General features: G+C 56.6%; 14 protein-coding genes. 6 read left to right on the top strand and 8 right to left on the bottom strand.

What is annotated here, in order from left to right; translation table 11 throughout:
• Positions 1–71 precede the first annotated feature (71 nt).
• The 4 genes from MMW58_RS19685 (at position 72) to MMW58_RS19670 (ending at position 3,985) form a co-directional block, all read left to right on the top strand.
• Positions 72–545 carry a YbjO family protein gene (locus MMW58_RS19685; protein ID WP_159237215.1) on the top strand — a complete coding sequence of 158 codons (474 nt, stop codon included), beginning with the start codon at positions 72–74 and terminating at the stop codon, positions 543–545.
• 42 nt (positions 546–587) lie between these two features.
• Positions 588–1,718, top strand: coding sequence for a 23S rRNA (uracil(747)-C(5))-methyltransferase RlmC (gene rlmC, locus MMW58_RS19680; RefSeq protein ID WP_241721916.1), 1,131 nt, complete (start codon positions 588–590; stop codon positions 1,716–1,718).
• 78 nt (positions 1,719–1,796) lie between these two features.
• A complete protein-coding gene (locus MMW58_RS19675) occupies positions 1,797–2,516 on the top strand; it encodes a response regulator transcription factor (RefSeq protein WP_241721915.1) in 720 nt (239 codons plus the stop codon).
• Entirely contained in the window at positions 2,513–3,985 is a 1,473-nt protein-coding gene (locus MMW58_RS19670) for a sensor histidine kinase (RefSeq protein ID WP_133597026.1), read from the top strand. The genes MMW58_RS19675 and MMW58_RS19670 overlap by 4 nt, the downstream gene beginning before the upstream one ends.
• Before the next feature lie 56 nt (positions 3,986–4,041).
• Here the strand turns inward: MMW58_RS19670 and artJ are convergent, their stop codons facing one another.
• The 6 genes from artJ to MMW58_RS19640 all read right to left on the bottom strand — a co-directional run bounded on the left by artJ (position 4,042) and on the right by MMW58_RS19640 (position 8,568).
• A complete protein-coding gene (artJ, locus tag MMW58_RS19665) occupies positions 4,042–4,773 on the bottom strand; it encodes an arginine ABC transporter substrate-binding protein ArtJ (RefSeq protein WP_241721914.1) in 732 nt (243 codons plus the stop codon).
• Positions 4,774–4,954: 181 nt separating this feature from the next.
• Positions 4,955–5,623 (bottom strand): arginine ABC transporter permease ArtM, encoded by a 669-nt coding sequence (artM, locus tag MMW58_RS19660; protein ID WP_133597027.1) that lies wholly within the window; start codon positions 5,621–5,623, stop codon positions 4,955–4,957.
• The gene (gene artQ, locus MMW58_RS19655; RefSeq protein ID WP_123707160.1) at positions 5,623–6,339 is read right to left on the bottom strand and encodes an arginine ABC transporter permease ArtQ; all 717 of its coding nucleotides are present in this window, start codon (positions 6,337–6,339) and stop codon (positions 5,623–5,625) included. Before artQ ends, artM begins: the two co-directional genes overlap by 1 nt.
• Positions 6,340–6,345: 6 nt before the next feature.
• Positions 6,346–7,077 carry an arginine ABC transporter substrate-binding protein ArtI gene (gene artI, locus MMW58_RS19650; RefSeq protein WP_045855432.1) on the bottom strand — a complete coding sequence of 244 codons (732 nt, stop codon included), beginning with the start codon at positions 7,075–7,077 and terminating at the stop codon, positions 6,346–6,348.
• A 20-nt stretch (positions 7,078–7,097) separates the two neighbouring features.
• Complete coding sequence (artP, locus tag MMW58_RS19645; protein WP_041144760.1) at positions 7,098–7,826, bottom strand: arginine ABC transporter ATP-binding protein ArtP; 729 nt, start codon at positions 7,824–7,826, stop codon at positions 7,098–7,100.
• 223 nt (positions 7,827–8,049) lie between these two features.
• Positions 8,050–8,568, bottom strand: coding sequence for a lipoprotein (locus MMW58_RS19640; RefSeq protein WP_241721913.1), 519 nt, complete (start codon positions 8,566–8,568; stop codon positions 8,050–8,052).
• Between the two features lie 309 nt (positions 8,569–8,877).
• Here MMW58_RS19640 and MMW58_RS19635 point away from each other — a divergent pair, with 309 nt between their 5' ends.
• Entirely contained in the window at positions 8,878–9,744 is an 867-nt protein-coding gene (locus MMW58_RS19635) for a hypothetical protein (RefSeq protein ID WP_241721912.1), read from the top strand.
• Between the two features lie 136 nt (positions 9,745–9,880).
• On the opposite strand, the gene MMW58_RS19630 is transcribed toward MMW58_RS19635, so the two are convergent.
• Complete coding sequence (locus MMW58_RS19630) at positions 9,881–11,068, bottom strand: OmpP1/FadL family transporter (protein ID WP_241721911.1); 1,188 nt, start codon at positions 11,066–11,068, stop codon at positions 9,881–9,883.
• A gap of 304 nt (positions 11,069–11,372) precedes the next feature.
• Positions 11,373–11,645, bottom strand: coding sequence for a DUF1471 family periplasmic protein YahO (gene yahO, locus MMW58_RS19625; RefSeq protein WP_041147562.1), 273 nt, complete (start codon positions 11,643–11,645; stop codon positions 11,373–11,375).
• Between the two features lie 543 nt (positions 11,646–12,188).
• Between yahO and MMW58_RS19620 the strand changes: the two genes are divergently transcribed.
• Complete coding sequence (locus MMW58_RS19620) at positions 12,189–13,019, top strand: N-acetylmuramoyl-L-alanine amidase (RefSeq protein ID WP_241721910.1); 831 nt, start codon at positions 12,189–12,191, stop codon at positions 13,017–13,019.

Here is a 13,019-nt window from a genome sequence, read left to right as displayed (position 1 = left end):
CTAAAATCGATAGCAAGACCTGGTGCCGGCGTCGCGATTGTGCGACGCCGTTTTCATGGAAGACTCAACCGTTGGGATTGTTTACTAAAGCTCGCTCATCTCATGCTCGCCTGAACGTCCCTGCGCTGGTGCAGGTGGCGGCGTTCGCCATTATTTTAATCCGCGCCCTCGACCTGCTGATGATCCTCAATCAGCTTGGCGTGCGGGGGATCGGCGAGTTTATCCACCGCAGCGTGCAGACGTGGCCCCTGACGCTGGTCTTCTTCTCAAGCCTGCTGCTGGTATTTATTGAAATCTGGTGCGCGTTTTCACTGGTCAAAGGGCAGAACCGGGCGCGCTGGATCTATCTGCTGACGCAGATTATCGTCAGCGGCTATCTGTGGGCCGCCTCGCTGGGCTACGGCTACCCGGAACTCTTTAGCATTGCCGGCGAATCGAAGCGGGAAATTCTCCGTTCGCTGGTGATGCAGAAGCTGCCGGACCTGCTGGTGCTGGCGCTGCTGTTTATCCCGGCATCGTGCCGACGCTTTTTCCAACTGCAGTAACGGTGATACAATCCCCGCCCCTGATTTTTTGAAGGTCTTTTTATGCACTGCGCACTCTATGACGCGGGCCGCTGCCGCTCCTGTCAGTGGCTGGAACTGCCGCCAGAACAACAGCTCGCCGATAAAATGGCCGATCTGCGGTCGCTGCTGGCAGAACGCCCGGTGGCGACGTGGTGCGAACCGGTCTCCGGTCCGGAAACCGGCTTTCGCAATAAGGCCAAAATGGTGGTCAGCGGCAGCGTTGAGCGCCCGCTGCTCGGCATGCTGCATCGCGACGGCAACCCTGAAGACCTCACCGATTGTCCGCTCTACCCGGCAAGCTTTGCGCCGGTCTTCGCCCTGCTGAAGCCGTTTATTGCCCGCGCCGGCCTCACGCCCTATCAGGTAGCCCGCCGACGCGGAGAGCTGAAGTATCTGCTGCTCACCGAAAGTCGCCTCGACGGCGGCATGATGCTGCGCTTTGTGCTGCGCTCTGAGGCGAAGCTCGCCCAGCTGCGCGCCGCGCTGCCGTGGCTGCAGGCGCAGCTGCCGCAGCTGAAGGTGATTACCGCCAATATTCAGCCGGTGCATATGGCGATTATGGAAGGGGAGCAGGAGATTTTCCTCACCCCGCAGCAGGCGCTGGCGGAGCGCTTCAACGAGGTACCGCTGTGGATCCGCCCGCAAAGCTTCTTTCAAACCAACCCCGAAGTCGCCAGCCGGCTGTACGCCACCGCCCGGGAGTGGGTGCGCCAGCTGCCGGTAGACCATATGTGGGATCTGTTCTGCGGCGTCGGCGGTTTCGGCCTGCACTGCGCCACCCCGCAGATGCGGCTGACCGGCATTGAGATTGCGCCAGAGGCCATCGCCTGCGCGCGGCAGTCCGCCGCCGAGCTTGGCCTCAGCAACCTCCGTTTCCAGGCGCTGGACTCCACCCGTTTTGCTACCGGCGAGGGCGAAGTTCCGCAGCTGGTGCTGGTGAACCCGCCGCGTCGTGGAATTGGCAGCGAGCTGTGCGACTATTTAAGCCGCATGGCGCCGCCCTATATTATCTATTCCAGCTGCAATGCCCGCACGATGGCGAAAGATATCGCTCAGCTGGCGGGCTATCGCACCGAGCGGGTACAGCTGTTCGATATGTTCCCCCACACCGCGCACTATGAGGTGCTGACGCTGCTGGTCCGCGAAGTTTAAACAAAATGTGAACTCTTCTGCCGGCCAAAATCGGGTAAGCTTTGCTAATAAGAGCATGATATTAGCGGAGCGACACCGGTGGCGAAGAAAATCCTGTTAGTTGAAGATGACGATGATATTGCCGCCCTGCTGCGCCTGAATTTGCAGGACGAGGGGTATCAGATTGCCCACGTAGCGGACGGCGCAGAGGCCCTGAGGCTGCTGGAAAAAAGCCCCTGGGATGCGGTGATCCTTGACCTGATGCTGCCGAACGTTGACGGTCTGGAGATTTGCCGGCGCATCCGCCAGATGACCCGCTATCTGCCGGTGATCATCATCAGCGCCCGATCCAGCGAAACCCAGCGCGTGCAGGGGCTGGAGATGGGGGCGGATGATTATCTGGCCAAACCCTTCTCCGTTCTGGAGCTTATCGCCCGCGTCAAAGCGGTGTTCCGCCGCCAGGAGGCGATGGGGATAAATCTGCTGATGGATGCCGGGCGCATCGCCTGCCACGGCCTCAATATCGACCCGCTGTCGCGCGAGGTCAGACTGCGCGGCGAGCCTGTCGATTTGACCCCGCGCGAGTTCGATCTGCTGTACTACTTCGCCCGCCATCCGGGAGAGGTCTTCTCTCGCCTCTCCCTGCTCGACAGCGTTTGGGGCTACCAGCACGAAGGCTATGAGCATACGGTCAATACCCATATCAACCGCCTGCGCAGCAAAATCGAGCACGAGCCGACGGAGCCTGAAATTATCCTCACCGTGTGGGGAAAGGGCTATAAGTTTGCCGTGGAGCGCAAGAAGGAGGTGGGGCAATGATGCGCCGTCTCAGCCTGAGCCAGCGCCTGGCGCTGGTCTTCACCTCGCTGCTGCTGCTGTGCGCGGCGGCGGTGTGCCTCGTTCAGCTCTATACCAGCGCGCAGTACGGTAACGCGATGGTGCAGCGTCTTTCCGCCGGCCTGGCGCAGCAAATTGTCGCCCGCGAGCCGCTGCTGGACGCGCAGGGGGAGGTCGATCGCCAGGCGCTGAAGCCGCTGTTCGACCGGCTGATGATTTTTAATCCCAGCGTTGAGCTCTATCTGGTTTCTCCCGACGGCGAGCTGTTAGCCGATGCCGCGCCGCCGGGCCATATCAAACGCCAGCGCATCGATCTGGCGCCGGTGCAGGCGTTCCTCTCCGGCGCCGCGTGGCCGGTTTACGGCGACGATCCCCGCAGCCTCGGACAGCAGAAAGTCTTTAGCGTTGCGCCGCTGCGCCTCGAGGGCCAGCTGCGTGGCTATCTCTATATCATTCTGCAGGGCGAAACCTTTAACGAACTGGCGGCCACCGCCTGGCAGAAGACGCTGTGGAGCCTGCTGCTGTGGACGCTGCTGCTGGTGGCGCTGTTTGGCCTGCTGGCGGGCGGGCTGGCGTGGTTCTGGGTCACGCGCCCGGTGCGTCAGCTGACCGCCCAGGTCGCGATCTCCGGCCCGGACAGCATGGTGGCGATCAAAGCCCTGGCGGCGCAGACGCCCGACCCGCATCCCGGGAATGAGGTGGCGATCCTGCATAATCGCTTTATTGAGCTGGCCCGCCAGATTGCCGATCAGTGGGATCGTCTGGCCGATAGCGACCGCCAGCGGCGCGAGTTTATCGCCAATATCTCCCACGATTTGCGCACGCCGCTGACCTCGCTGCTTGGCTATCTGGAGACGCTGACGCTGAAGGCCGACCGGCTCAACGCCGAGGATCGCCAGCAGTATCTGAATATCGCGCTGCGCCAGGGCAATAAGGTTCGCCATCTGTCGCAGCAGCTGTTTGAGCTGGCCCGGCTCGAACATGGCGGCATCAAACCGCAGCCGGAGAAGTTTATCTTCGCCGAGCTGGTTCAGGACGTCGCGCAGAAATTCGATTTGGCGATTGCGACCCGCGGCATCGGTTTACAGCTGTCGCTGGCCGAGGGATTGCCGCCGGTGGTGGCCGATTTATCGATGATGGAGCGGGTGCTGACCAATTTGCTCGATAACGCCATTCGCCACACGCCGGAAGGAGGAGTGATTCGCCTGACGGCGCGCCAGCAGGCGTCGCAGATAGTCGTTGAGGTGGCGGACAGCGGCCCCGGCGTCGCCAGCGAGCTGCGGGCAACCCTCTTTGAACGACCTTCGGTACTTGAGCCTGGCCAGCGCCGGGAGTCTACGGGGGGATTAGGACTGATGATCGTGCGCCGCATGCTGCAGCTGCACGGGGGCGATATTCACCTGCAGGAGGCGGCGGCAGGGGCCAGCTTCCGCTTTACCCTGCCGCTGTAAGATTTTCCCGGCGGTCCGTTTCGGCGCTCACGCCCGGGGCCGGGAAGGGCCCGCGCTTACTCAGGGAACCACTGGCTGCTGATTTTCTGATAGGTGCCGTCCGCTTTAATCGCTTTCAGGGCGCCGTTCAGCTTCTCCAGCAGCGCTTTGTTATCCGGACGAACCGCGATCCCAAGGCCGGTACCGAAGTACTGCGCATCGGTCACTTTCGGCGTGGCGACGCCCAGCTGCGGGTTGGTTTTCAGCCACTCGTTAACCACCGCGGTGTCGCCAAATACGCCATCAATACGGCCGTTTTTCAGGTCGATAAACGCATTCTGGTAGCTGTCATAGGCGACGGTTTTCACTTCAGGATGCTTATCCTGCAGGTATTTCTGATGGGTGGTGCCGTTTTCCATGCCGATGCGTTTGCCTTTCAGATCGGCAAAGGAGTGGAAGGCATCTTTTTTGGCGATCACCAGCGCGGAGTTGGCGTAGTACGGGTCGGTAAACGACACCTGCTTGCTGCGCTCCGGGGTAATGTCCATGCCGGAAATCACCGCATCATATTTTTTAAATTTTAGCGCCGGGATCAGGCTGTCGAAGGCATGGTTGGTAAAGGTACACTCCGCCTGCATCTGTTTGCACAGCGCTTTCGCCAGGTCGAGATCGAAGCCAACGATCTGATTATTGGCATCCATGGATTCAAACGGTGGATAGGTAGCGGAGACGCCAAAGCTGATTTTTTCTGCGCCAACGGCGCCAAAAGCGAAAGTGGAAAGCAGTGCAGCCAGAACTAACTTTTTCATCGTCGAACTCCCGTCGGTCAATCTTATGATGTTGTGCCGTGCTTGCGGCCGGGTTTTACAATGCCATTAAATGAATTTATATTCAATAATGATGTATAAGTATTTTTATTGGCATAAAAAAAGACGGGTAAGTCATCATCCTTACCCGTCTTGCTATTTACTAATTATGCATTTCCGAACGTTAGCTTCGACGCTCAAATGCCAGCGCCCTGTGCTCCACCAGACGCATGAGCAGCGTCAGCAGGCCGTTGACGATCAGGTACACGATACCGGCCGCGCCGAAGACCATCACGTCGTAGGTTCGTCCGTACAGCAGCTGGCTGTGGCCCATCACCTCCATCAGCGTAATGGTATAAGCCAGGGAGGTACTCTTGAAGACCAGCACCACCTCGTTGGAGTAGGAGGAGAGGGCGCGCTTAAAGGCGTACGGCAGCAGGATCGCCAGCGTGTCCTTCTTGCTCATCCCCAGCGCGCCGCAGGACTGCCACTGACCCTCAGGAATGGCGCGGATCGCGCCATAAAACAGCTGGGTGGTATAGGCGGCGCTGTTGAGCGACAGGGCAATCAGGGCGCACAGCCACGGCTCGGAAATCAGATGCCACAGCACCGGGTACTCCTGCAGCGACGGAAACTGCCCCGGACCGTAGTAAATCAGGAAGATCTGCACCAGCAGCGGCGTACCGGTAAAGAGCGTGATATACGCCCGCACAATCCATACCAGCACCGGCGTTTTCAGCGTCAGGATGATGGTAAAGATCAGCGACAGAATCAGCGCGGCGACGATCGAGGCCGCCGTCAGCGTCAGGCTGGTATGCAGCCCTTTGAGCAGTTCTGGTAAGTAGTCAAGCATCAGCCGGGTCTCCGTTCAAAGCGCGTCGCACGCTGGTCAATACGCTTGAGGATGTACTGACTGAGCAGAGTGATCACCAGGTAGATTGCCGCCGCGATGATGTACCAGTTAAACGGCTCCTGGGTGCGGGTGGCAATGCTCTTGGTTTGCAGCATCAGATCGTTAACGCTAATTAAGCTGACCAGGGCGGTATCTTTTAGCAGCACCAGCCACTGGTTGCCGAGTCCCGGCAGAGCGTGGCGCCACATTTGCGGCATCACCAGGCGGAAGAAAATCGCGCTTTGCGACAGCCCCAGCGCCTGGCCCGACTCCCACTGTCCCTGCGGCACCGCTTTCAGCGCGCCGCGCAGGGTTTGCGAGGCGTAGGCGGCGTACAGCAGAGAGAGCGCCACCGCGCCGCACAGGAACGGGCTGACGTCGAAGTTCTCAATCTGCATCTGCACCGGGATCTGCGCAAAGCCGAGATTGATGGTAAAGCCGTCAGAGAGCGTGAGCAGCAGCTGCGACGATCCAAAATAGATAAACAGGACCACCAGGATTTCCGGCAGCCCGCGCAGGATCGTTACCACGCCGGTGGTCAGCCACGCCAGCGGGCGCCATTTGACTGACTCCAGCACGGCAAAAAGCATCGCCAGGGCGAGGCCGATAATCAGCGCGCAGACCGCAAGGCCGACGGTCATCCCGGCGGCGCTTGCTAATGGAAAAAATTCGTTCATTGAGGATTACTTCTGAAACCATTTGCTATAGATGGTCTGGTAAGTCCCATCTTTTTTCACTTTTTCCAGCGCAGCGTTAAATTTCTGCTGCAGCTCGGTATTGCCCTGACGAAGCGCAATGCCAAGGCCGGTACCGAAGTAGTCTTTGTCCGTCACCTTATCGCCCACCGCTGCCAGCTTCGGATTACTCTTCAGCCATTCAGTGACCACGGCGTTGTCGCCAAATACGGCATCGATGCGGCCGTTTTGCAGATCCAGCTTCGCATTCTGGTAGCTGTCGTACGGAACGGTGGTGATTTCCGGATGCTTGTCGTTAATGAACTTCTGATGGGTGGTGCCGTTCTGGACGCCGACCTTTTTGCCCTTCAGCTGCTCGATGCTGGTAAATTTGCCCTGCTGGCCAACGAACAGCGCGGAGTTTTCATAGTAAGGCGTGGTGAACAGCACCTGCTTTTCGCGCTCAGGCGTAATGTCCATCCCGGCCATCACCGCGTCGAAGCGGCGGAATTTCAGACCTGGGATCAGGCTGTCGAAAGCCTGGTTGGTAAAGGTGCAGGTGGCATCGATCTCTTTGCACAGCGCGTTAGCCAGATCGACGTCGAAGCCGACGATTTTGTTGTTGGCGTCGGTCGTTTCAAACGGAGGATAGGACGCCTCGGTGGCAAAACGGATGGTCTGGGCTGCGGTAGCAGAAAGGCTCATGCTGGCCAGAAGCGCGGCAATCAGTACTTTTTTCATCGTCATTTCCCCGAAAAACATCAATGTGAAAGATAGTTTTTAAACGCGTCGGTCTGCGGATGCGCGAAGCAGTCAGCATTCCCTTGTTCAACGATATGGCCATTTTCCATATACACCACGCGGCTGGCCGTTTTACGCGCCACTTCCACTTCGTGGGTGACGATGACCTGCGTAATGCCGGTGCCCGCCAGCTCGCGGATAATGCTGACGATCTGGGCGGTAATTTCCGGATCGAGCGCCGCCGTTGGCTCATCAAACAGCAGCACCTGCGGCTCCATCATCAGCGCTCGCGCAATGGCGACGCGCTGCTGCTGGCCGCCGGAAAGGTGCAGCGGATAGCGGTCGCTGTAGGGTTTCAGGCGCAAACGTTCCAGCAGCTTCTCGGCGCGGGCCAGAGCGCTATCTTTGCTGAGTCCCAGCACGCGGCAGGGAGCTTCAATCAGGTTTTGCTGCACGGTCAGGTGCGGCCACAGATTGTACTGCTGGAAAACCATACCGACGTTCTGGCGCAGCTCACGGATGGCTTTGTCAGACGGCGCTTTGGTAAAGTCGAAGTGGTTACCGGCGATATGTAGCGTACCGGAACGCGGCATCTCCAGCAGGTTGAGTACGCGAAGCAGCGAGCTTTTCCCGGCGCCGCTTGGGCCGAGCAGCACCAGCGTTTCCCCCTGCGGGCAATCCAGCGTGATGTCGAACAGCGCCTGGTGCGCGCCGTAGAAGCAGTTAATGCCGTTTAGTTTAATACTCATCTGGGCAGTCTGATACGAATAGCTATTGAGGCCGCAAATACTACCTTTGACAGAATAGTTATGCAATATTTATGCGTTAAAAGTTAAATGTAACCCGCATTTACCTCTAAACTTAGCACAAAATATGGGTTCGTGGGGGAGGCGGGAGCAAATGTCGGCATTACCGCATGAAATACCGACATTTTACCGGGGTTATCGGTTTTGTAGAGCAGGTTCAGCGCCCTTATCCGCGTTTTTCGAGACTCTGTTGCAGTGAACCCGCCGGCGCGTGGGCGTTAATGCCGAGGTAGCGAACGTCATCTACCGCCCAGCACTGGCCTTCCTGAATCATCAGCACCTCATCTTTCCAGGTTTTGCTGCCCTGTCTGAACTCAACGCGCAGCGGAATATTGCGCGCATCGCTGTTCGGGATGGTGGAGGCGCTGGCGACATCCGCGCTATCGGCCGGGGTGGCCGAGCTGGAGAACGGGTTGGACTGCAGCACGGCGTTGCGGGACGGATCCTGGCGCGCGTCGTCGAGCAGCTTCGCCAGATCGTCGCTCAGGTAGGGACGCAGCGCCGTCAGGTCGCTATTGCGGTGCTGGATCTGATAATCATAAAATTTCTGCGCAACCGCGTCCGGGCCGCCTTCGATGCAGGGACCGCTGCGGGTGCCGTTATCTTTATAGGCCGGCGTAACGGTGGTACAGGCGCTAAGTACCAGCGCGCAGGGGATAATAAAGGCCATGATTTTGTAGCGCATGATGATTTCCTTATAAGCTCACTACGTTATTAGTTTCTGTTCAAGCATAGCGCACTGGCTCCAGAATGCGCTTGACTCTAAGAGCTAAGCTATTAAGTTATCGCCGTTATCAGATTGAATTAATGCATCTGGCTCAGCGCGCGCGCAATTTTCTGGAACCAGAGCACAGTTTTTATATTGATAAATGCCGATTTGTAAAACCTATTCTTAGCTAAAAATAAACCAGCGATCGGGCTTAATGCTAAAAGATTGAGTCAATCTCAGGCTATATTTATAGGCAGTATGAAACCTACCTCGACGGAACATATTATGTTAAGAAAAACGCTGGCCAGCCTGAAGGCCAGGATCTGGGCCGCGCATTTACCAAAGCTGGTGGCCAAGAATGAACGCGGCGGCGATCCTTACGATTATTACGCGGTCTATTTTGCCGACGTTGAGCGTAACTGCTATCAGTTAACGGGTTTTAACGGCAGCGATGTTAGCATACGCTGTTTAAATTCATCAGAGGCTGCTGCCAATTGCGATATTTCTTTTCCTGTCGCCCGCCTGGCCGCAATGGAGAGTGAGATTGTTAGCTATAAAAAATATGGCAAGATAACCTTCGCTAACGTTTTTGGCTATTTTGTTAACTGCTATCTACCTATTTTAAATATAAAAACAGCCCTCTTAAGGGGGAAGGCTGCGGTGGTGTCCGCTTTTTTCCGCGAGCGTGAGGTGAGGAGTCAGGACCGTATATATCTGCTCGGTCTGATCGTTAACGAGTTTGTGCACCAGCGGCCTTCAAGGCTCTCATCCGGGATTACGGTCGATGAAGTTATCGATATTTTATACGGCAAGCTGTGGTATCAGCATATTCGCAACGAGCAGTTTCGCCGAAAGGTGACGTTGTTAATGGCGTCACTGGTTTTTTCCGGCGAGCTGGCGGTAGAGAATAACGTATATAGGGTCCAGGGAAACGCCATTGCCACCCTGGTCGAGCATGAGAAGGATGAGCGCCGGGCGAAGCAGCAGGATAAAATTCAGCGTAATATGGTGCGCCTGATGCCGATCGTTACCGCCGCGACGGTACTGATTACGCTGGCACTGCTGGGGCTGGCGGGAGTGATTGATTTACATAAAATCTGGCAGGATATTCTGCAGATAAAACCGGTGAGATTTCTATTCAAACTGATTTAAGCCCATGCAAATATTGCCCGATGCCCGATGCCCGATGCCCGATGCCCGATGCCCGATGCCCGATGCCCGATGCCCGATGCCCGATGCCTGATGCCCGATGCCCGATGCGCGATGGAGCATCGGGCGAGATTCGCTATCAAAACTGGTAGCTGTAGTTGACGCTGGCGAACCACAGGTACGGATGATCGTAATCCCCGGCGATAATTTCCGGCGTTTTCACATGCGACGACTGCATGTGCAGGTAGGAGACCGCGACGCCGATATTGCTTGCCGGCGTAATTTGATACTGCGCGCCGGTGGCAAAGCGCCATTCGTCGCCGGTCGGAAGAGTGAGCGCCACGTCGCTCTGCGAATCGTATACCGTGCTATCGAAACCTACCCCGGCGTTCAAACGCCACTGCTCGGTTGGCCGGTACTGGACGCCCACCGCGGTATGCCAGGAGTCCTTCAGGCGGTTTTGTTTGTTGCTCTCCTTGCCGACAACGGTGATTTGCGGGCTACCGAACTGGCTCCAGTCCTGCCAGCCCAAATCCCCCATCACCGACCACTGCTTGTTGATGTCGTGCACAAGGCTCAGCATGATCTGCTGCGGTGCGCGAACCTGGGCTGAAATCGGCAGGTCGTACTCGGTATTCGGCAGATTGGGTAAGCGAGCCTTACCGTCAATATTGAAGCTGTAGTCCGTCTTGCTGGTCCAGGTGATACCGGCGCGGGTTTGCTCCGTCAGCTGCATCAGCAGGCCCAGACGATAGCTCATGGCCCAGTCGCGATCCTTGTCCTTTTGCTCGGTTCCATCAACGCTGCGGGTCAGGGAAAGGAAGCCGTAGTTAAGGTTAGCGGACGCGCCAATGGAGAGACGGTCGTTGAGCTTGTAGGCCAGCGACGGGCTCAGCGTCATCGCGACCATGGTGCTTTTCTTGATCAGCCGATCGCCCGCCCAGTTGCCAAAATCGATCCCTAAGCCGTAGTTGCCGTAGAGACCAATGCCGGCGTAAAGGTCATCATTGATTTTTTGCGTATAGAAGCCGCTGGCGTTGGGAAAGACGTTCATCACGTTGCCGGGGCTGCTTCTGCCGTTCTCATCTTTAAGCTGATACGAGATATCCCCGCCCATCGCCTGCATCCCGCCGGTGAACATATGATCCGGCAGGCGGGTCATTCCTGCGGGGTTAGTAACGATCGTTGACGCATCCTGCGCCCTGGCGGCCTGGCCTGCGCCGGCGAGGCCGACATCTTCTGTGCCTATTTCATAAAAATAGAGCGCGCTTGCCTGCGAAAGACCGGAGTAGAGGAGCCCAGAGATAATTAACGCGATTCTTTTCATTTTCTACCTGCAATGTTTAAAATTGAGTCTCATTTTTATAGCCAGAAGTATAGACAGCATTGACTCACCGCCAGGGGCTTATGCTTTTAAATATGAGTTTGCTGAAAAACATGAACACGCCGGCGCAGCGATTTACTTCCTGCGTGACGTTTGAGTGTTTTATTCGGGGACGTTGCGGGTATTTGATGACAGAATGCGATAGCGGTAAATAGCCATGCTATCTAAAAATAAATATTGCTCGCACGGTTCTGGATGGGAAACATTATCATCTGCCGATGATAATGTTTCTTTCGCGAAGAATTAATTACTTCTTCTTATAGATATTGGCGCTGACGTGCAGCTTTTTATCAGTGTTGCCGGAGGACAGAACGATAACGTCTGCGCCTTTTTCATCGGCTTTCTTAATCAGCTCAGCGCGCGCATCGCTTGGTGCGGTCTGGCCGGTAGAAGAGATCGTACCGACTTTCTGATATTGAGTCTCAACCTTGGCAAAATCTTCTTTAGATAAGATTTCTGCGGAGAAAGCGTTTGCGGTCAAAAACAATGCTGCACCTGCTACTAAAGCTGCATATTTCATTTTTTAAACTCCATTGTTTATCTTGCTATCATCATGCTCTTATTTTAACTGCTCATGAGCGAATTAAGACTGAATTAACTAAGGAAAAATTTCAAGCAAAATACTACAAAACCATGACCGCTAACTCGCGAATTCGTAAGGAAAAGATGAACCCGACTTCATTGCAGGCGGCGACCTGCATGATGCCCGTGGTTGAGCATCGTCTTATCATCATTTTATAACTGTCGTTAGTATAAATTTATCTTATATAAAATGGCCGTTCCGATCGTTGAATCGCCGTTGGCAGACAGCGCCGCGCTTATCGTTTATCATAAAACAGGTTGTTATTAACGCCGCCGCGAATGGGGAAACGTTTTTGTTGCCGTCCGTAATTATTATAATTTCGTGTTAACGGTTGCATCTTTTACCGAATGCGGGAGAGCTGGCTGACGCCGCCTTTGAGCGCTTCGCCCCGCCTTATGTCGGAACGCTCAGGCTCTCTTAGGCCAAAAGGAAGGATTTTTTGATGGCATGTTTCACCGCACGCGCCGGGAGGGCCTCCCGATGAAGCTCAGCGCAGGGATGGTTCTCGTTGCGCTGCTGCTGGCCGGCTGCGCAACGGAAAAGGGGATTATCGATCGTGACGGCTATCAGCTGGATACCCGCCATCCGGCGCAGGCCGCCTACCCGCGGGTGAAGGTGCTGGTCATTCACTATACCGCCGATGATTTTGACGTCTCGCTGGCGACCTTAACCGACAACCAGGTGAGCTCCCACTACCTGATCCCTGAACGACCGCCGCTGCACCGCGGCAAGCCGCGCATCTGGCAGCTGGTGCCGGAAGAGGATTTGGCCTGGCATGCGGGGATTAGCTTCTGGCGCGGTAGTACGCGCATAAACGACACCTCCATCGGCATTGAGCTGGAGAACCGCGGCTGGCAGAAAGAGGCGGGGGTGAAAAGCTTTACGCCGTTTAGCCCGGCGCAGATTAATGCCCTGATCCCCCTGGCGAAGGATATTATCGCCCGCTACCGCATAGCGGCGCAAAACGTGGTGGCTCATGCCGATATTGCGCCACAGCGCAAGGACGACCCTGGGCCGCTATTTCCCTGGCGCCAGCTGGCTGAGCAGGGCATTGGCGCCTGGCCGGATGAAGAGCGGGTCGCCTTTTATCTCAACGATCGCCCGACCTGGCAGCCGGTCGATAGCGCGGAGCTGCTGGATCTACTCGCCCGCTACGGCTATCAGGTGACGCCAGAGATGACGCCAGCGCAGCAGAAACGGGTGATTATGGCCTTTCAGATGCATTTCCGGCCGGCGCGCTGGGACGGCGTCGCCGATGCGGAAACCCAGGCCATCGCCGAGGCGCTGCTGGAAAAATACGGCCAGGGTTAA

The organism is Klebsiella sp. HC6 (assembly GCF_022605325.1).
Taxonomy (GTDB): domain Bacteria; phylum Pseudomonadota; class Gammaproteobacteria; order Enterobacterales; family Enterobacteriaceae; genus Klebsiella; species Klebsiella terrigena.
This window is presented reverse-complemented; position numbering and strand designations above follow the sequence as displayed.